Origin of the sequence: Halobacillus kuroshimensis DSM 18393 (genome assembly GCF_000425705.1) — a bacterium.
Classification (GTDB): Bacteria; Bacillota; Bacilli; order Bacillales; family Halobacillaceae; genus Halobacillus; species Halobacillus kuroshimensis.
Genome location: NZ_AUDY01000008.1, coordinates 1,002,559 through 1,020,491 on the forward strand (window position 1 = coordinate 1,002,559; position 17,933 = coordinate 1,020,491).

A 17,933-nucleotide genomic window follows, 5' to 3' on the forward strand; every position below is an offset into this window, starting at 1 on the left:
TCCGCTCATGAATGAACAATTAAAAACAGGGATTGCTTTGATCGCAAGTTTTTTTCTGACTTTTGCGGGAGCAAGCCAGATGTTAACAAGCCAGCTGGAAGATATGGCGGTATGGGTGGCATGGATTTTTATCATTACGGGTGTGATCGGAATCATTGCCAATGGTCTGAAATGGAAAAAAATTAACCGTTCCCCGGGGACATCCAGCCCTAAGAGAAACCATAAATAAGAAAACGTCCAGCGGTTGCTGGACGTTTTCAGGATTACCCTTTTATTGATACTGATGGACATCTGTCTTCATTTCGTTACGCAAGTTTACGACTGTCTCACGGTCCGAAGAAAACGGACGTTGATAGGACTGCTGGTAGGTTTCATGACCTTTGCCGGTGATTACAATGACATCTCCTTCCCTGCCAGCCTCGACGGCCGTTTTTATGGCTGAGGTTCTATCAGGAATGATCCGCCCGTGAGCCCGGCCTTCTTCTTCATGAAGTTTGGAGAGGGCGGCCGTCATATCCTCATGAGAAACCGCGTTCAAATCGTCAAGGGTCAGGATATAGCCGTCGCTCCATTCTGCTGAAGCTTGCAGCATAGACGGCCGCTTGGACTCATCCCGATTCCCTCTAAATCCGAACACATGAGTTATATTCCCGTCAAACTGCCGAGCAGCGGTTTGGAGGATGTGACGAATACTGTCTGCTGTATGAGCATAGTCGATAATCACATGAGCACCATTCGGCATGGAATACTGCTCAAAGCGACCAGGAATACCTGGGAACGATTCTAAAGCATCGACCATGGTCCCTTTTGAAACTCCTAAATAAGCAGCAGCTGTACAAGCCTGCAGCGTATTATAGCTGTTGTAGACACCTGCAATCGGGGTTGGATAATAAGAAGGTTTTCCACCTTCAAGGAAGCGGATCCCTTCGTCACTGACCTCATCGATCTTGATATCACAAGCATCATTTCCACCTATTGAGGTGACCGCAAGTCCTTCGTCTCTTAGCAGGTTGGAGAGTCTGTCCCCCCATGGGTCATCCACATGGATGATGGCCTGTCCCCTCTCCTTCATCATAAAAAAGAGTTTGGACTTCGCCTTAAAATATTCTTCCATTGATGGATGGTAATCCAAGTGATCCTGCTGAAGATTGGTGAATATCGTAATATCAAAAGACACCCCCTCCAGGCGATGCTGGTCAAGCCCATGAGAGGAGACTTCCATCACGATCACATCGTCCCTGCTTTCATACAACCATTTATGAAGGTCCACCACGCCGGGGGTCGTCTGGAACCCTTCCACGGATTTCCCATTCATATAATTTCCTACTGTTCCAAAGCGTCCGCAGGAAAAACCGCTGGATTCCAGAAGATGATGAAGCAGGTGTGTAATGGTCGTTTTTCCATTGGTCCCTGTCACTCCTATAATCCTTTTGTCACGTGCTGGATATTGATAAAAAGCAGCTGCCAGTATCCCCAGCGCTCTTCTCGGATGTTCGACGTAGAGAAATGGTACGGGAATATTTTCCGGCTTTTTGCTTCCTACAATGAGTGCGGCTCCATTACGGCAGGCTTCCAATATATAATCATGGCCATCTGCTTCATGACCTTCTACCGCTGTAAATATTTGACCAGGACTCACCTGTCTTGAATCATCTGTGATTCCTGTTATGTCTTTTTCCAACCCAAGCTTTGTAAAGGGCTGGGGGTCTATGTTTAACAGTTCGAATACCTTGTTGATTTTCACGTGGACGACTCCTTTACTGCGACATTCAGTTACAGCCTTTATTCTAAAACAAGTCTGCCTTTCACGTACAAAATTTTTCATGATGTTATTGAATTTTAATGTCATGACCTAAATTTTGGTTCATAAGGAAATTTTGAAACCAACTCCTCCCCCCATCCGTATAGTAATTGTCGATAGAAATTCGATGAACATGTATACTATGGAAGAGATTGAAAGGAGAGTACATATGACAAAAAGAATTACCGCGGCAGTCATTGCCGGTGCCCTGCTGATTGTAGCGATTGCCGTCCAGGCGGCTGGAGCATTTTTATCACAGGAAGACGAAGAAAAAAACGGGGCCATGTCCCTTTTCTCCTCCAGTGAAAAGCTGGAAGAAAAAGTGGTGGAGCAAGGGTCTGGATCCAGCCGCATTGTAGAAATCAACCTTGAAGGAGCGATTATGGACAGCCCAAGCTCCAACACCAATCCATTCAGCGGTGGAGGCTACCAGCATGACCGTTTCATGAAAAAACTCGAACAGATCAAAAATGATCCAACCATTAAAGGAGTGCACTTATATGTGAACTCGCCGGGCGGCGGTGTTTATGAGAGTGCAGAAATCCATGATAAACTGATGGAGATTAAAGAAGAAGACAAAATGATCTACGTGTCCATGGGGAACACGGCCGCTTCCGGCGGGTATTACGTTTCAGCGCCCGCTGATCAAATTTATGCTTCCAACGACACGTTCACCGGCTCCCTTGGTGTCATTATGCAGAGTGTGAATTATCAGGAGCTCGCTAATGAGTATGGCGTCAAATTCAACACGATCAAGAGTGGCGAGTTCAAGGATATTATGAGTCCTACTAAAGAAATGACGGAGGCTGACAGAGAAATCCTCCAGACCTTGGTTGATGAATCCTATCAACAGTTCGTTGACGTCATTTCTGAAGGAAGAGATATGTCGGAAAGCCGTGTGAAGGAACTGGCTGATGGAAGAATTTATTCCGGTAAGCAGGCAGCTGAAAACGGACTTGTTGACCAGATCGGCTTCCGCGAAGATACCCTTGCAGCTTTAAAAGAGGAAATAGGTGGAAACCCACAGGTGTTCGAATACAAAAATAACATTACCTCTTTCTTTGATTTTCCAATGGCGCAGAGCTTGATGCCTGACAGTGAAATCCGTTATATTGAACAGTTGATCAGTGAGCGTCAAGGACCGACATTGATGTATATGTACACAGAATAAGGAGGAGTAAAGATGGAAACGACAGAATTTGAACAACCCAATCACCCATTATCCACTTTAGTCCTTCAGCAGAAGGATGATATTCAGAGAGTCATCTTTGCGGGATTTATCCCCCGCTTTTTTGCCTATCTCATCGACCTTCTCGTCATCTGGAGTGTGAATTCCATCGTAACAAAACCGCTGCTGCGCCTCGTTAACCTGGAGGATGCGCAGGTGTGGATCCCTTTGTTCAGTGCAGAAAATATCATGACGTCCCTGATTTTCTTCCTGTACTTCATTCTGATGACAAAGTTTTTCCAGGCATCGCTTGGAAAGATGGTGTTCGGTCTATCCGTTGTGTCCCTGACACGCAGCAGGATGAGTAATAGTCAGGTTATCTTCCGGGAGTGCATCGGACGTTATATCAGCATGGCCCTTGGAGGAATTCCGTATCTTGTCGTGGCCTTCACAAAACGCCACCAGGGTATCCATGATTTGTTCGCCGATACTTCTGTGATCAAAAACCGTTTCACAGAATTGAACGAGCAGATCGAAGAGAACAACAAGTAATGAAAAGCCTGCTCCTTAAGAAGGAGCAGGCTTTTTTCATCGATATGGATCCTGTTTTCCCGTACCGTTCGTTTCCCCTTTTTCTCTTCGAAGCGCATTTAAATCCTTCTTGCTTTTATTTTTCGCTTTTTTTCCCATGTTCCACCCTCCTTTCCTTCTTATCCTTTGTTATTTTTCTGCAGATAATGAAGCAGTTTCTTCCATTTAGAAGTCTCTTCCGCTTTTCAGGGTAATCCCACATGATTGGCTCATACTAATAAAAATTCCAAGAATCTTATGGAGGGCTTTCCGTTGAATGTTAAGGAGTTCCTGTCCCAGAAGAAAAACGATGACTGTGTTACGGTCAAAACCATCCCATTTGATTCCCACAACATTTATGTCTTGTATATGCCCTCTATTACAGATATGACCAAGATCCAGGATTCCATTCTTGCTCCGCTGCTTGAGTGGAACAACCCGGAAGACAAAACCGTAGACCATGCATTTTCTGCGGAACCTTTGACAATTCTATTTAAAACAAAGGATATGGATAGTCATCTTCTCAATGGATATACACTAATGCTTGAGAATGAGACCGTATATGCTGTTGAAACGTGCGGATTCCATTACCGCGCTGTATCAGAGCCCGTATCTGAAATGACTCTCCGGGGTGCCAGGGATGGGTTTATTGAATCACTGGAGGAAAATATCAAGCTCCTCCGGGTTCATTTGAGATCTACGCATTTAAAGTTCGAACACCTTTCTCTCGGTTTAAAAGCCTTCACACATGTCACCATTGCTTATGTGGAGGATGAAGCCAACGAAAAATTGTTGGAAGAAGTCAGAAAGCGCATAAAGGCAGTTAAGGAAGATTACCTCCCTGATGGAGGGGTTGTCGAACAAAGTCTGGAAAAGAATACGTTCTCTTTATTTCCTGAGCTACAGGAAACCGAACGACCTGCTAAAGTAGCCAACGCTTTGGCTGAGGGGAAAGTAGCCATTTTCGTGGAAGGATCTCCTTCCGTCCTGTTAGCTCCTGTAACATTGAATTCACTTTTTCAGACATCAGATGATTATAACTTCAAATGGATTCCTGCTTCTCTCATTCGTCTGATGCGGTTTGCTGCCGCATTTCTTGCTGTTATGCTTCCCTCTATCTATATTTCGCTGATTTCCTTTCATCATGGATTAATTCCTACAGATCTGGCTATTTCCATATCCAAAACGAGGGAAGGCGTGCCGATCCCCTCTTTTATGGAAGCTTTTATTATGCAGATGACCATTGAAATCCTCAGGGAAGCCGGTATCCGGCTGCCTAAGCCTATCGGGCCCGCTGTCAGCATCGTAGGAGCCATAGTAATAGGTGAGGCAGCTGTAACAGCTGGAATCGTCAGTCCATTGATGATCATCGTTGTCGCTTTTGCTGCCATTTGCTCCTTTACCATTGTAGACTACAGCCTCAGCCTTGCGTTAAGGGCGGTGAGTTTCGTCATGCTGTTTGCTGCTGCCATGCTCGGCATTTACGGCTTAATCCTCGCTGTCTTTATTTTGAGTATCCATTTAATCCGGTTAAACAGTTTTACAGTCCCATACCTGGAGCCCTTTGCTCCTTATTACCCAAGCAGATGGAAAGACACATTGATCCGGTTACGATTTGATAAAGAAGGTGGTTCGGATGAGTGATTTAAGACAATTGACCTCCATCCAGCTGATCGTCATCTTTATATCGGCGATGATTGGTGTAGGAATCATATTGATGCCGCGAGACCTGGCCAACGCTGTGAATGCCCCGGACTTATGGATCAGTATCATCATCGGTGCTTTTCTTATGTGCCTGATCGCCACTTTGTATGTTTTACTAGTCACCCGTTATCCAGGTCTCACTTTCTTTGATATGTCAAAAAAGATCGCAGGCAGATGGATCGGAACGCTGATCAACCTCTTTTTCATTTTTTACTGTCTGATTGTAGCCTCTTATATTTTAAGAGTGACCACAGCGATTATTAAAAATTACCTGCTGGATACCACTCCTTTATACGTCATTATCGGCTCATTTCTGCTGGTCAGTCTTTATTTAATCAGTAACGGGCCGGGAGATGTCGTTCGGTTTTTCCAATTGTACTTTCCTGTCATGATGTTTATGTTTCTGATTCTTGCTCTGCTGAGCATCAAGGATGTAGATGTCCAGAACATAAGGCCTGTTCTGCAGAGCAATCTGCTGACAACGGTCACACAATCGAAAATTACGTTTTTTTCGTTTATCGGCATTGAATTCCTGATGATTTTCTCCCCCCTTATCAAAAAGAAAAAGACAAGAAATCTGGCACTATCTGTATGGATCAGTATCATTGTGACAGCTGTGATCTATGTGATCTTTCACGTCTTAACTATTGGAGTTCTAGGCATAGCAGAACTGAAGGAAATCACATTTCCTACGATTGAAATGGCAAAGAGCATTGAATTTCAAGGCTTTTTCTTTGAACGATTTGAATTGATATTTATTTTCGGCTGGCTGATCACTGTGTTCACTTCATTTACGACTTACACTTATGGCATGATTCTTGGGATCGGAAAGGTAACCAAGCCGGGCTGGTGGTGTATGGCTGGCGCAGGTCTTCTGATTTTCATCGTGGCTCTTTATCCGGAAGGGCTTACGGAAGTGCTGGATTATTCCTCACATATCCAATGGATCGGTGCTGTTGCGGTTATTGGATTTCCCGCACTTATGCTGCTCATATCCTTGATGAGGAGGCAGACACATGACACTTAAATATTTTTTCTGCCTGGTTTGTTCCGCCGTCCTTTTATCAGGCTGTTGGGATATTAAAGAAATTGAAGATGTCGGTATTGTTACAGGACTTGCATTGGACGTATCCGAAGAGGAACAGCTGCTAATGATCAACCAATATGTAAAACCGGGGCAGATTCCTACACAGCAGGATAGTTCTCAGCAGGACAGCCCCTATCAGAACCTTGAATCGACCGGAACAACGCTGTTTGAAATGATACGTGAGAACTCTTTGGAGAGTAACCGTCCGCCCAACTATACCCATTTAAAATCGATTTTATTTTCAACCAAACTGCTCGAAAAAGAACCGCTCAATCAACTGATTGATCTTTACATCCGTGATCACGAATTCCGTAGAACTGTTCCTGTATTCATTACGATGGATCCCGTTCAGAAGATATTCAACGCCCAGCCTGAAAAAGAGCTGTTTCCATCCATACAGATTAAGGAATTAAGCGAGAACTATCATAAGAATAATACCAACCCTAAAAACTTAACAATCGGAGATATGTCCCAGTATATTTCAGAAAGAAAGAGCTTTATTATACCTGGAATGGCTATGATTAATGGAAACATCAAATCCTACGGAGCCGGCGTCATTTCAGGTGAAACTTCCCAATACATCGGCTGGATCCCTCTTGAAAAAATGGAGGGCATCCGGTACCTTCATAACAATGTGGAAGGCGGATACCTTTACTTAAGCGAAAAAGACATAACAGACGGACCGGTTGTTCTCGAGATTAAGGGAGCCAATTCCAAGTTTGATGTTTCCCTCTCTGACGGAAACCTCTCCATGAGGGTCGATGTAGAGGTGACCACTTCCCTTGGAGAAGACTGGGGTGTCGACCGCAACGTTTTTAAAACCGGGTGGGAAAAGGAAATCAAAAAGGCTGCGGACAAGGATATCGAGGATAAGGTTGATGTCATTCTTCAAATAGCCCAAAAGGAACTAAAAACAGATTTTGCCCACCTTTCCCAATGGGCCCGCATCCATCAGCCCGACTACTGGAAAAAACATAAAGAGGAGTGGGATGAAATTTTCACTCAGATGGACATTGATGTCCAAGCGGATGTAAGTATAAAAGACTTTGGCACACAAAACTTCAATATGGAGTAACATCTTTTGAATCCTTTCGTTCTACCGTTTACACTTTAAATAGAGACTGTAAGAAAGGATGAGCAGAATGGGACAAGAAATCAAAGGAAAAACCGCCTATATCACAGGAGCTGGACGCGGCATCGGTAAAGCTGCCGCACTTAAACTTGCCGCTGAGGGCGTTCACGTTGGGTTAATGGCCCGCACAGAAGACGAGTTAAACAAAACAGCAGATGAAGCAAGAGCTTTTGGAGTACAAGCGGCTGCGGTCTCTGTGGACATTTCCGGACTGGAGGATGTAGAGCAGGCTGTGCAGCAATTAAGAGATGAGATCGGCCCCGCCGATATTCTCATTAATAATGCCGGTATTGGTCTTTACGGAGACTTTCTCGACATCGATCCCGAAGATTGGAAACGGACATTTGAAGTCAATGTGTTCGGCACATACCATATAACAAGAGCAGTCCTCCCTCATATGATTAGCAAAAATCATGGGGACATCATCAATGTTTCTTCAAGCAATGGACTTAAAGGAACAGCTGGATCCACTTCCTACAGTGCCTCAAAATTTGCTGTCCAGGGAATGACAGAAGCACTGATGCAGGAAGTGCGCCGCAGCAACATCCGCGTCTTCACACTAAATCCGAGCCTTGTGGCTACAGAACTTGCTTTCGGAGAGGACTTGGAAGAGCAGGATAAGGAAAAATACATGCAGCCGGAGGATATCGCCGAATATATGACGGCTCAATTGAAACTACACCCGAGAATCTTCATCAAACAGTCCCTTCAATGGGCCACCAATCCGTTCTAGTGGATACTGATGAAAAACCCCGTCCAGTGAGGGAGACCTTTCCCACTGAACGGGGTTTTTCGTATTCCTTCTATTGTCAAGATGATGCTCAACGGATGATTCAAGATGCTGCGCAAGATTCTACAAAAAGGATCCTTATTGACCACTCCAGCGGAAAAATCTAGCGGCTAGTATCGTGGATACTACGGCGATGCCGATCAAAACCATTGACTCCAGTCCATATTCCATAATTGGCGCTTCGTTCCACGTCCCACGCAGAAGTTCGATCACATAATAAAGTGGAAGGATTCTGGCTGTATATTGGAGGACTTCCGGCATCATTTCCAGGGGAAAAGTAGCTCCTGACAAGAAGATCATCACATTCAAAAACAATGAACTGATCGCAGCCGCAGATTGTGTATTTTTAGCCAAAGATGTGATAAAAAGAGCAAAAGGGAAAAAGGCAGCGATACTTAGAAAAAGAGCAGCTAGTGTGCTTCCTATATAAAGAGGAAGTTCCAGGTCGTACAGCAGCATTCCAAATACAAGAAGAAGCAGAGCAGAACAAAGAAAAATCACCGTCCCTTGAACCGTATGAGCAGCCAGAATCTTCCATGGTTGTAAAGGGGTGGATTGATATCTGCGCAGGACTCCGGTCTCCCTGTAGCCGGCCAGGACGGTTCCCAAGGTAAAAAAGGAAGTAGTCACGATATTCACCCCGATCCAGGAGGGTACAAATAATGCAGCAAATGAAAAGTTTCCTTCAGCATTGTCTCCAAACATGGATCCAAACAGCCAGATCATGACGACTGGAAATAAAAAGGTCCAGAATACACTGAGACGGTCGCGGAAAAACATTTTCGTTTCCAGCTGTGCAAGCTTCCACACGACATTCATTTGGCTTCCTCCTTCTCCAAGTACTGGACAAACAGATCCTCCAACGTTCCTTTAGTAAATTGGAAATGATTTAAGGATAGATTCTCTTGATGACCATAGGTGAAGAGATGATAACTGGTGAGCTGCAGATCGTCACTGTACACTTTAAACGTATCCTCTTCTTTTTCAACTTTGACCACCCCCGGCATAGTTGGAAGCTTTACATAAGGAAAGTCATCGCTTTGGAATGTGATCAGCATGGCACCACTCTGTTCAAGTAGAGCGGAGGGTCGGTCCATTGCTTTCAGTTCACCACTGTAAATCATTGCCACCCGGTCACAGAGCTGTTCAGCCTCTTCCATATAATGAGTTGTCAACACAATAGTGCTTCCCTTCTCTCTCAACCGGCGGATCAACGTCCACATTTCCCTTCTGGCGTGGGGGTCCAGCCCCATACTCGGTTCATCAAGAAAAATGATTTCCGGCTGATGGAGGGTAGCCAGTGCCAGGGTCACCCGCTGCTTCCATCCTCCTGACAAATCTTCGAAACGGACATTCATTTTCTCCTCCAGGCCCAGCATCTCCACAAGCTGTTGTTTCATTACTTTCCCTGGATAAAAGGCAGCAAATAAATCCAGGGCTTCTTTCACTTTCATTTTCTTTTGGATGGATGTCGCCTGAAACTGAACACCGATCCGCTGATTCAATTGTTGAAGTTCCTTATTCGGCGTAAGTCCTAATACATCAATGGTTCCACTGTCAGGCTTTAAAATGCCTTCAATCATTTCCAGCGTCGTTGTCTTGCCCGCGCCATTGGGTCCAATGATTCCAAAAATTTCTCCCTTTTTGACGCTGAATGAGACCCCTTTGACAGCCTGCACTTTTCCGAAGCTTTTGGTCAATCTGTCAACTTTGATTACAACCGCCATTTGCTCTCCACCCCTTCTTCGTCCTTTATGACCCTTCTTACGTATCATAAAGAGATAAGTTTCAGAATAGCAGGAAAAATCACGCGCCTGCTATAGTTTCATCATAAGACCGATGGTTGAAAAATTCCTCCGGTTCTGTCCGACAGGTCAGATCATCCCGGTCAAATACCATCGTTCCTTCTTCACCTGCATAAACCTCCACTCAAAAAAGCCGCCTTCCAAAGGAAGACGGCTCAAATGTTATTCTTCTTCTTTCATCCATTGGGGCTTTCCAAAGCCTTCAAACTTCTCATCAATGATCTGTTCGAACTCTTCCGATTCCACAACTTCCTTAATATCCTTGGCAAACTGGGCATCCAGATCTTCAGTCTTCACGGCTACCCGGTTTCTGTAATCATCCGGCATATCCTCGAGGGCGAGAGCACTCAACAAGTCCATCTCGGCAGCAAGCGCATAGTTACCAGGGACCATGGAAAGATCTTCACTATCCACCAGTCGTGGCAGCTGGCCGGCTTCTACTTCAACGAATTGGATTTCTTTAGGGTTTTCTACAATATCATTCAGGGACGCTCGAAGAGGGTCCACATCTTCTTTCAAAGTAACAAGACCTTCATCTTCGAGAATGATCAGAGCACGCGCCAGGTTTGTGGGGTCATTGGGAATCCCCATCGTACTGCCTGTTTCAACACTTTCAATATCCTTATACTCACTGGAATAAATCCCCATAGGAGCTGTAGGAACAATAATGACCTCGGACAGATCCAGGTTGTGTTCTTCGGCAAAGGACTCTAAATAGATTTTGTGCTGGAACAGGTTGGCATCCAGATCACCATTGGCTAACGCTTTGTTAGGCTGCACATAATCTGTAAACTCTTTATTGGTAACTTCATATCCTTTTTCCTCCAGCAGCGGGGCAATCGCTTCGGTGACCATATCACTGTAAGGACCGGATGTAGCTCCAAAGCGGATGGTTTTCTTCTCTTCTGCATCTGCATTTTCTTCTCCGCCACCACAGGCAGACAAAAAAGTAATGATTGTTAAGGCTGCAAACAAGGTTACGATTTTTTTCATTTTAATTTCCTCCTGAACTTCGTTTCGTCTTGGATTAACTCTTTTTCACTGTTTTTGCCAGGAAATCCCCTGCGTACTGGACTACCTGAACAAGGACGATCAACACAATAACCGTTGTAAACATGACGAAATTATCATAACGGTAATAGCCGTACCGGATGGCGAGGTCACCGATCCCTCCCCCGCCGATAGCCCCGGCCATGGCGGAATAACCAATTAAACTGATCGCTGTTATGGTTAAGCCGCTGATCAACCCAGGCTTGATTTCAGGGAAAATAATATCTTTAATAATCAGCCACGGTGAAGCTCCACAGGCGATAGCTGCTTCAATGACCCCTTTATCGATATCCCTGGCGGATGATTCGACAATTCTTGCATAAAAAGGGATCGCAGCTGCCGATAAAGCAACGGAGGCGGCAATCGGTCCTGTTGTCGTACCTAATAGAAAATTAGTAAATGGGAATAAGAACACAAGCAGGATAATGAATGGAATGGAACGGACAAGGTTTACAAAAATGCCCACAGCTCCTTTGATCCACTTGTTTTCCAAAAATAAATCACGGTCGGTTACAAAAAGTAGCAGTCCAAGAGGCAGACCGGCGATAACGGCTACGCCAAGTCCGATTCCCACCATGATCAATGTCTCCATAAATGATTTATTCAGCTCGGGCCACAGGTTGATCAGCTGATCGATCATGATTCAGCACCTCCACTTCATCCAGTATCGTTTTCAGACTTTCCACGGCTCTCCCGACTTCCTGCGGGTCACCGGTTAATTCCATGACAAATGTGCCGAGGGCTTTTTCCTGTATGTAATCCACATTTCCATGCAGGATGTTTCCCTTGATTTTATAGTTCTGAAGCAGATCCGACACAACCGTATCCCCGGCCTGTCCGCCGGTAAACTTCATCTGAACAATGGTGCCGCGGCTTTTTTTCAGCAGTTCTTCCGGAACATGGAAGTCGATCACTGTTCGAATAAACCGCTTTGTCAAAGCATTTTGAGGGGAGGCAAAAATTTCATAGGCCGCCCCCTGTTCTACCACTTTTCCTTCTTCCATGACCGCACAACGGTCGCAGATTTCTTTCACCACTTCCATTTCGTGTGTAATCAATACAATGGTCAGTCCAAGTTCCCGGTTGATTTTTTTTAATAGTTTCAGGATTGACTGTGTCGTGTTCGGATCGAGTGCGGAAGTTGCTTCATCGCACAGCAGCACTTTAGGATCGTTGGCCAGTGCCCGGGCAATACTGACCCGCTGCTTCTGCCCTCCACTCAATTGAGCGGGGTACTGATCGGCTTTATCGCTAAGACCTACAAGTTCCAGCAGACGCCTGGCACGATCATTGCGTTCCTGTTTTGGTTTACCGGCCGCCTTCAATGCAAAGGCCACGTTTTCCAAAACCGTCTTCCCCATAGCAAGGTGGAACCCCTGGAAGATCATGCCGATGGACTGTCGTGCTTTTCTAAGGTCCTTTTTGGACAGAGAAAGAAGATCGATGTCATCGATATAAACCTTTCCTGATGTCGGGCGTTCCAATATGTTCATGCATCGGAGCAGTGTACTTTTGCCAGCTCCACTGTATCCGACGATTCCATAGATTTCCCCTTCCTGAATATCAAGAGAAACCTTGTCCACCCCGATCACCTGTTTTTTCTTGGATGTGTAAATTTTACTGAGCTCCTGGATGGAAATCATAACAATCCTCCTTTACCTAATAAAAAAACTCTCTTCCTTATCAAGAAGAGAGTTTCGCATAACTATCAGCCAAACTCTTATCTCCCGGAAATCATCATTCCGGCGGATTTAGCACCACTCCACATGGAAGGTTGCTGTGACGTCTACGGGCCTTTCCCTCAGTCACTCTTGATAAGAATTAGTTGTTGCTATTCGTTTATGATTTACAACTTTAACGCATCATTCTGCATTTGTAAACAATTTTCTCAACATTTCATCAATAAAGACGGATATGCCGGGAAGCCTATTACGCTGTTTAAAGGTCTGGAGGAGTAAGGAATAAAAGGAATAACAAAGAAAAGGGAGAGTGAAAGAATGAACAAGCAAGGAGAAGACCTGCTCAAAGAGTATAGAAATGGCATTGAAACCCTGACCGAACACCTGCCGGAGGCCACAAAAGAATACAATCACTTTACCGGCTCGTTCTTTGAAGACGGAGAACTGAGCAAGGGCACCAAGCACTTAATGGCTCTTGCTATCAGTGTGAAAGATGGAGATGAAGCCAGTATGGCCTACCATATGGATCAGTGCGTGGAAGCAGATTGTTCGGACAGGGAAATTCTTGAAACGATGGGTGTATCAGCTGCTTATGGCGGGGGCTCTGCCATGAGTCAGGCCGTAACCACAGGTCTGAACATTCTTCATGAATTCCGAAACCGTTAACTCACAAAACCGGGAGGCCTGCTCCCGGTTTTGTTATTGACATATTATTCTGTCATCTGGATAATGATGGCTATATCATTTCCAGAGGTGATCAACCATGAAAAACGTAACTGTACAAGGAGCACCTGCGATTTATAAAGCTGAGCCTGGAATTCTAAGGGATCTTCCAGAAATGCTGGAAAACCAGGCCTTTTCAAAAGCAGGAATCATTCACGGTGAGCAGTCGTGGAAGGCTGCACAGCCCTATTTTCCAAAGCTGACGATGCCGGTCCAATTGGAAGCCTATGCTGGGGAGTGCTCCCACAAAGAGGTCATGCGCCTCAGTGAAGCCCTGCGGGGCTGTGATGTCTTGATCAGCATCGGAGGCGGAAAGGTCCTTGATCTCGGAAAAGCCTGTGCCGATCAATTGGATATTCCAGCCGTGCTCATCCCAACACTAGCCTCAAACTGCGCACCTTGGACGCCGCTCAGTGTGTTTTACGATGATGAAGGAAATTTTGAGGAGTACATTATTTATCCACGTAGTACATGGATGCTGCTTGTAGAGCCTGATCTGCTCGTTCGTGCCCCGGAACCTTATCTCAGGGCCGGCATCGGCGATACGCTCGCCAAATGGTATGAAGCGGATGTTCTTACGAGGTCTCTCGCCTCCAAGCCGATCTCGGTAGACATTGCGCTGCACGCGGCCAGATTATGCAGGGATGTTCTCATACAAGATGGCAGAGAAGCTGTGGAAGCCGTTCGTCAGCAAGCTGTCATACCTGCCTTTATGAGAGTCGCGGAAACCATTATCATGGCTGGAGGTATGGTAGGTGGGTACGGGGATAGTTATGGAAGAATCGCCGGAGCCCATTCGATCCATAACGGCTTAACCAAAGTACCTGAAACCCACCATTTTCTTCACGGTGAAAAAGTGGCTTATGGTATTCTCGTCCAGCTTGCTCTGGAAGGCCGCTTTGACGAAATTGAAGCACTCACTCCTTATTATCAGGAAATGGACCTGCCGGTAACCCTCGATGACTTCAACTTGACCAACAAAGCAGAAGCCATCTCCATAACAGCGGAACATGCCTTAAAACCCGGGGAATCCATCCGATTAATGAACGTCATGGATGCCGCTCAAGTCGAGGAAGCGATGACCAAGATTGAAAATGGTTAACCGCTGATGCGGTTAACCATTTTCAATTTTCTTATTCCCTAGTATGGATGAAGATTTCCAAGTGAAACTGCTCAATACAACGGTTTGTGATTCCTGCCCAAGTCAGTTGAGGCCGTTCCCGCATCAGGCATCCACCAGTAAGCGGAACGTGAATTCCCACATAAAAGGGAAGCTCCCCGAGAAGACACGTTCTTTCTACAGCCTGAGAAAAACGGCCGCTTCCGTTATCCTCCTATTACCTCTCCTACATAAATCCCACTAGCCGCTGCCTGGGACAAGGAATGAGTGACGGATGAGCAGTCTCCAACCAGAAACAGTCCCGGGACGTCTGTTTCGAAATTCCTGTTGGTTGGAATAACTGGTTCGTAAAATTTAGCATCAAGACCATAAAGCAGTGTGTCTGGATCCACCGGTTCACCTATCGCTGCTTCAAGAGAGGTCAGGAACTCGATGAGAGCCTCTATATAAATATGTGGCACTTCCTCTATCAGCGACCCTTCTTCAGCGGAAAGGGAAGGGATCACGGGGTTTGTATGAAGAGAAGTCGTCCCCTTTCCCCTTTTCAAATCTTCGAGGCGCTGGACAACAATTCTTCCCCTCGAACGATTGATTCCACCGATTACACGTGAAGCTTCTTCCACCGCCTGCTTTTGACTCGGAAAGTAACGCGGGACAAACAGAGTGAAATTCAAATTGTCTCCCGGCATACCCTGTTCACGTAAATTCTGGCCATCAGGCATGACAAGCCCATGCTGATGCTTCTGAATAATCCTGCCATTGGGATTCATACAGTATGTGTAAGCCGTAAAACGTGTCGTTTTTTTCAAAAGTTTCGTTTCAAATGTTTCCCTTAGGAGAGCATCCAGCTGGCCGCCCCGCATTTCCACCCGTATACCCAGGTCCAGTCGCGTATCCCTCGGTTCGATACCAAGCGGTTCCGTTATCCGCGCGAACCACTCACGACCACTGTTTCCTGTCGCAAGCACAACTTTCCGACTTAAAAACTGCTGACAATCTGTAACGAGGCGGAAACCTTGACCCAGCCGTGTAATGGACTTGACACGGCTGTTAAAAGAAAAGGACAGCTTATTTACCAAATGTTTATAAAGGTTTTGAAATACCTCCTTCGCCAGGGAAGTACCAAGATGGCGTACCTCCGTCGTTAAAACGGTCAAGTCACCACATGCAGCCCTTCTTTTCACATGCTCGTTATCCGTTGAATACGTGTCCACTCGGTCTCCTCCATAACCGGTTAGAATGCGGTCTACTTCTTTCATAAGGCGGTCGGTTTCCTGCTCGCCGATTTTTCGTGGAAGCTCTCCTCCAAAGGCATTGGTAAAATTGAATTTCCCTTCTGACTTCCCAAGACCGCCAAAGCCTATGTACTGATCGCAGGCTCCAGAGCACGTGCAAGGTTGTCCATGCCCCTGTGCACAGGCTCTCTCTTTCAACGGTTTTCCTACGTCTACGACTTTCACTTGAAGACCGGGGTGTTTCTGGACAAGGGTGTAGGCCATAAATGTTCCCGCTACACCAGCACCGACAATGGTCACATCATACATGTTTCTGCCTCCGTTCCTTTATTTTTGCGTAGACACATGTATCTGTCAGATGTTTCCCATCCACGGACCAGTCATCATTACGTAACATTCCTTCAAAATGGTAGCCAAGTTTTTCTGGAACCTGCCTGCTTTTTTCATTTTCCCTTTCACATCTGATTTCTACACGCGCTCCACCGAGATCATAAAGAGCAAGCCGCGTTATTTCACGGACGGCTTCCTGCATATACCCATGTCCGCTCCATTTGGTGTCGATCCAGTACCCGATTTCGAACTTCGGAATATCCCAGTCAATATTATGAAGTCCAGTCGACCCAACAAACTCTCCATTTTCCTTGCGAAAAACAAGATACCGGAGTTTTTTTCTTTCCATAAAATCTGCATGGGCCTGCCTGACATTGCTTTCTGTATCTTCAACCGAAGGCATCTCCTGAACAAAAGGTAGCCACGGCTTCAATTCCTGTTCCGACCGGTGGACAGCTTCATTAATCGCCGGGCCGTCTCCAGCCTCCGGCCTCCGTAGACAAAGGCGTTTGGTATGCAGAACATAGGGAACGTCGATATGTATAGGATCCAAGATTTCCTCTCCCCTTTCTCAATAATAGAATACCAAACTGTTAACCTCTTTGAAAAAAGATTCACATTCATCTGATTAAAAATAAAAACGAGGAAGAAGGCCCTTCCCATTCTTCCTCGTTTTCATACATCTATGAAACCGACGGCTGCCCCTTGCCCGCAGCGATCCGGTAATAATAATTTTTGGCCCTCCACCTTTGAAACCCGGAATAAAAACCGACCCCCAGACTAAACACGGAAAGAACAGCTGCCATAACCCAGGAAAAGTCCGTAGTGATAATAGCCGGAAGCCACACTTGAGCCGATTGGGAAAATGATGAGCGCAGACTATATAAAAACGGCCGTTCCAGCCAACGCTCTTCCCAAATCTGCCATAATTGTTCATTCGTTTTACGAGCCATTAAGGTTTCATATAAAAACAGCCCGAAAAAGAGCATGGCCGCAAGATAAATGATTCCAGTCACCGATTCAAAAAAAAGCTGAGAGACCCCTACCAGAAAAGCCATAATCAGAAAGTTGTACCACATGGATTTCCGGCTTTTCATTCGAATGGAAATTTGATTCAGACTTTCTTCATCCAACGCTTTTTCCATAACATGCTCCCTTCCTGCCTTTTTTGTTATTTTACCAAAAAAATACAGAGAGGGAAAAACCCCTTACATCAAAGGTGGGTTTCCTTGTTTCGAATCTACGGGATACGTACCATCTGCGTCGTGTTTTTCCTGCCCTTGTAGAGGTGGATTAAACACACAGACCATCCGCATATCTGTGAAGGCACGCAGCACGTGTTCATCATGCTGATCCAATGCGTATAAGGTGTTTTTGCGAATGGGCCAGATCCTTTGATCAGAAGCTGTCACGACCTCACCTTCCCCTTCTATGCAGTAGACCGATTCGAGGTGATGCTTATACCACATTTTCGTTTCCGTCCCCGCCCTGATCAAAGTATCGTGGACAGAATAACCCATATGGTCTTCAGCAACAAGTAAACGCCGGCTGATCCAGTTCCCTCCATCCACTTCCCTGTTGGATCCAACAACATCTTCCAGTGCTCTCACTTTCATCAGCTGTCCCTCCTTGCCTTACTTTATTCCATAGCCGCCATCATAGACCCTTTCATCACATTCTCTTTCTGTAAACAAAACAAGCCTGAGGGCCCATGTCATCGATGGTCCCCCAGGCCTTCC

Annotated in this window: 20 protein-coding genes and 1 riboswitch; of the genes, 9 read left to right on the forward strand and 11 right to left on the reverse strand. The window is 45.7% G+C overall.

Translation table 11 applies throughout. The features are described 5' to 3' along the window. Positions 1-7: 7 nt before the first annotated feature. Positions 8-229: a hypothetical protein gene (locus tag H615_RS0107125; RefSeq protein WP_027954501.1), complete on the forward strand. Its 222-nt coding sequence runs from the start codon at positions 8-10 to the stop codon at positions 227-229. Between the two features lie 42 nt (positions 230-271). Here H615_RS0107125 and H615_RS0107130 read toward each other — a convergent pair whose 3' ends face one another. After that, on the reverse strand, positions 272-1,744 hold the full coding sequence (locus tag H615_RS0107130) for a UDP-N-acetylmuramoyl-L-alanyl-D-glutamate--2,6-diaminopimelate ligase (RefSeq protein WP_035531359.1): 1,473 nt from the start codon (positions 1,742-1,744) through the stop codon (positions 272-274). A 226-nt stretch (positions 1,745-1,970) separates the two neighbouring features. Between H615_RS0107130 and sppA the strand changes: the two genes are divergently transcribed. From sppA to H615_RS0107165, 6 genes are all read left to right on the forward strand, one after another. After that, a complete protein-coding gene (gene sppA, locus H615_RS0107135; protein WP_027954503.1) occupies positions 1,971-2,972 on the forward strand; it encodes a signal peptide peptidase SppA in 1,002 nt (333 codons plus the stop codon). A 12-nt stretch (positions 2,973-2,984) separates the two neighbouring features. After that, complete coding sequence (locus tag H615_RS0107140; RefSeq protein ID WP_027954504.1) at positions 2,985-3,521, forward strand: RDD family protein; 537 nt, start codon at positions 2,985-2,987, stop codon at positions 3,519-3,521. A gap of 291 nt (positions 3,522-3,812) precedes the next feature. Next, complete coding sequence (locus H615_RS20990) at positions 3,813-5,183, forward strand: spore germination protein (RefSeq protein ID WP_051254612.1); 1,371 nt, start codon at positions 3,813-3,815, stop codon at positions 5,181-5,183. After that, positions 5,176-6,270, forward strand: coding sequence for a GerAB/ArcD/ProY family transporter (locus H615_RS0107155; RefSeq protein ID WP_027954505.1), 1,095 nt, complete (start codon positions 5,176-5,178; stop codon positions 6,268-6,270). Before H615_RS20990 ends, H615_RS0107155 begins: the two co-directional genes overlap by 8 nt. Beyond that, a complete protein-coding gene (locus H615_RS0107160; RefSeq protein WP_027954506.1) occupies positions 6,260-7,405 on the forward strand; it encodes a Ger(x)C family spore germination protein in 1,146 nt (381 codons plus the stop codon). The genes H615_RS0107155 and H615_RS0107160 overlap by 11 nt, the downstream gene beginning before the upstream one ends. A gap of 67 nt (positions 7,406-7,472) precedes the next feature. Beyond that, the gene (locus H615_RS0107165; RefSeq protein WP_027954507.1) at positions 7,473-8,195 is read left to right on the forward strand and encodes a 3-ketoacyl-ACP reductase; all 723 of its coding nucleotides are present in this window, start codon (positions 7,473-7,475) and stop codon (positions 8,193-8,195) included. 135 nt (positions 8,196-8,330) lie between these two features. Here the strand turns inward: H615_RS0107165 and H615_RS0107170 are convergent, their stop codons facing one another. From H615_RS0107170 to H615_RS0107195, 6 genes are all read right to left on the reverse strand, one after another. Continuing rightward, the gene (locus H615_RS0107170) at positions 8,331-9,071 is read right to left on the reverse strand and encodes an ABC transporter permease (protein ID WP_027954508.1); all 741 of its coding nucleotides are present in this window, start codon (positions 9,069-9,071) and stop codon (positions 8,331-8,333) included. After that, complete coding sequence (locus H615_RS0107175) at positions 9,068-9,979, reverse strand: ABC transporter ATP-binding protein (protein ID WP_027954509.1); 912 nt, start codon at positions 9,977-9,979, stop codon at positions 9,068-9,070. Before H615_RS0107175 ends, H615_RS0107170 begins: the two co-directional genes overlap by 4 nt. 79 nt (positions 9,980-10,058) lie before the next feature. Beyond that, a complete protein-coding gene (locus tag H615_RS22800; RefSeq protein WP_280513297.1) occupies positions 10,059-10,181 on the reverse strand; it encodes a hypothetical protein in 123 nt (40 codons plus the stop codon). 38 nt (positions 10,182-10,219) lie between these two features. Next, positions 10,220-11,050 (reverse strand): MetQ/NlpA family ABC transporter substrate-binding protein, encoded by an 831-nt coding sequence (locus H615_RS0107185; RefSeq protein WP_027954510.1) that lies wholly within the window; start codon positions 11,048-11,050, stop codon positions 10,220-10,222. 34 nt (positions 11,051-11,084) lie between these two features. Beyond that, positions 11,085-11,750 carry a methionine ABC transporter permease gene (locus H615_RS0107190; RefSeq protein WP_027954511.1) on the reverse strand — a complete coding sequence of 222 codons (666 nt, stop codon included), beginning with the start codon at positions 11,748-11,750 and terminating at the stop codon, positions 11,085-11,087. Then, complete coding sequence (locus H615_RS0107195) at positions 11,707-12,750, reverse strand: methionine ABC transporter ATP-binding protein (protein ID WP_027954512.1); 1,044 nt, start codon at positions 12,748-12,750, stop codon at positions 11,707-11,709. Before H615_RS0107195 ends, H615_RS0107190 begins: the two co-directional genes overlap by 44 nt. Before the next feature lie 74 nt (positions 12,751-12,824). Next, positions 12,825-12,928, reverse strand: a riboswitch (SAM riboswitch). A 176-nt stretch (positions 12,929-13,104) separates the two neighbouring features. Here H615_RS0107195 and H615_RS0107200 point away from each other — a divergent pair. Next, a complete protein-coding gene (locus tag H615_RS0107200; protein ID WP_027954513.1) occupies positions 13,105-13,452 on the forward strand; it encodes a carboxymuconolactone decarboxylase family protein in 348 nt (115 codons plus the stop codon). A gap of 97 nt (positions 13,453-13,549) precedes the next feature. After that, entirely contained in the window at positions 13,550-14,611 is a 1,062-nt protein-coding gene (locus tag H615_RS0107205; protein ID WP_027954514.1) for an iron-containing alcohol dehydrogenase family protein, read from the forward strand. A gap of 224 nt (positions 14,612-14,835) precedes the next feature. Here the strand turns inward: H615_RS0107205 and H615_RS0107210 are convergent, their stop codons facing one another. From H615_RS0107210 to H615_RS0107225, 4 genes are all read right to left on the reverse strand, one after another. Next, complete coding sequence (locus tag H615_RS0107210) at positions 14,836-16,173, reverse strand: FAD-binding oxidoreductase/lyase (RefSeq protein ID WP_027954515.1); 1,338 nt, start codon at positions 16,171-16,173, stop codon at positions 14,836-14,838. Next, positions 16,166-16,747, reverse strand: coding sequence for a GNAT family N-acetyltransferase (locus H615_RS0107215; protein WP_027954516.1), 582 nt, complete (start codon positions 16,745-16,747; stop codon positions 16,166-16,168). Before H615_RS0107215 ends, H615_RS0107210 begins: the two co-directional genes overlap by 8 nt. Positions 16,748-16,877: 130 nt before the next feature. After that, positions 16,878-17,339, reverse strand: a complete 462-nt coding sequence (locus H615_RS0107220; RefSeq protein ID WP_027954517.1) for a hypothetical protein — start codon at positions 17,337-17,339, stop codon at positions 16,878-16,880. 63 nt (positions 17,340-17,402) lie between these two features. Continuing rightward, positions 17,403-17,810 carry an ectoine synthase gene (locus tag H615_RS0107225; RefSeq protein WP_027954518.1) on the reverse strand — a complete coding sequence of 136 codons (408 nt, stop codon included), beginning with the start codon at positions 17,808-17,810 and terminating at the stop codon, positions 17,403-17,405. Positions 17,811-17,933 lie beyond the last annotated feature (123 nt).

What these genes read in the sequence shown, in the direction of transcription:
- H615_RS0107225 (WP_027954518.1), bottom strand. Translation starts at nt 17,810, where the DNA reads ATGAAAGTGAGAGCACTGGAAGATGTTGTTGGATCCAACAGGGAAGTG.
- H615_RS0107210 (WP_027954515.1), bottom strand. Translation starts at nt 16,173, where the DNA reads ATGTATGATGTGACCATTGTCGGTGCTGGTGTAGCGGGAACATTTATG.
- H615_RS0107175 (WP_027954509.1), bottom strand. Translation starts at nt 9,979, where the DNA reads ATGGCGGTTGTAATCAAAGTTGACAGATTGACCAAAAGCTTCGGAAAA.
- H615_RS0107185 (WP_027954510.1), bottom strand. Translation starts at nt 11,050, where the DNA reads ATGAAAAAAATCGTAACCTTGTTTGCAGCCTTAACAATCATTACTTTT.
- H615_RS0107220 (WP_027954517.1), bottom strand. Translation starts at nt 17,339, where the DNA reads ATGGAAAAAGCGTTGGATGAAGAAAGTCTGAATCAAATTTCCATTCGA.
- sppA (WP_027954503.1), top strand. Translation starts at nt 1,971, where the DNA reads ATGACAAAAAGAATTACCGCGGCAGTCATTGCCGGTGCCCTGCTGATT.
- H615_RS0107165 (WP_027954507.1), top strand. Translation starts at nt 7,473, where the DNA reads ATGGGACAAGAAATCAAAGGAAAAACCGCCTATATCACAGGAGCTGGA.
- H615_RS0107200 (WP_027954513.1), top strand. Translation starts at nt 13,105, where the DNA reads ATGAACAAGCAAGGAGAAGACCTGCTCAAAGAGTATAGAAATGGCATT.
- H615_RS0107155 (WP_027954505.1), top strand. Translation starts at nt 5,176, where the DNA reads ATGAGTGATTTAAGACAATTGACCTCCATCCAGCTGATCGTCATCTTT.
- H615_RS0107170 (WP_027954508.1), bottom strand. Translation starts at nt 9,071, where the DNA reads ATGAATGTCGTGTGGAAGCTTGCACAGCTGGAAACGAAAATGTTTTTC.
- H615_RS0107160 (WP_027954506.1), top strand. Translation starts at nt 6,260, where the DNA reads ATGACACTTAAATATTTTTTCTGCCTGGTTTGTTCCGCCGTCCTTTTA.
- H615_RS0107140 (WP_027954504.1), top strand. Translation starts at nt 2,985, where the DNA reads ATGGAAACGACAGAATTTGAACAACCCAATCACCCATTATCCACTTTA.
- H615_RS0107205 (WP_027954514.1), top strand. Translation starts at nt 13,550, where the DNA reads ATGAAAAACGTAACTGTACAAGGAGCACCTGCGATTTATAAAGCTGAG.
- H615_RS0107195 (WP_027954512.1), bottom strand. Translation starts at nt 12,750, where the DNA reads ATGATTTCCATCCAGGAGCTCAGTAAAATTTACACATCCAAGAAAAAA.
- H615_RS0107125 (WP_027954501.1), top strand. Translation starts at nt 8, where the DNA reads ATGAATGAACAATTAAAAACAGGGATTGCTTTGATCGCAAGTTTTTTT.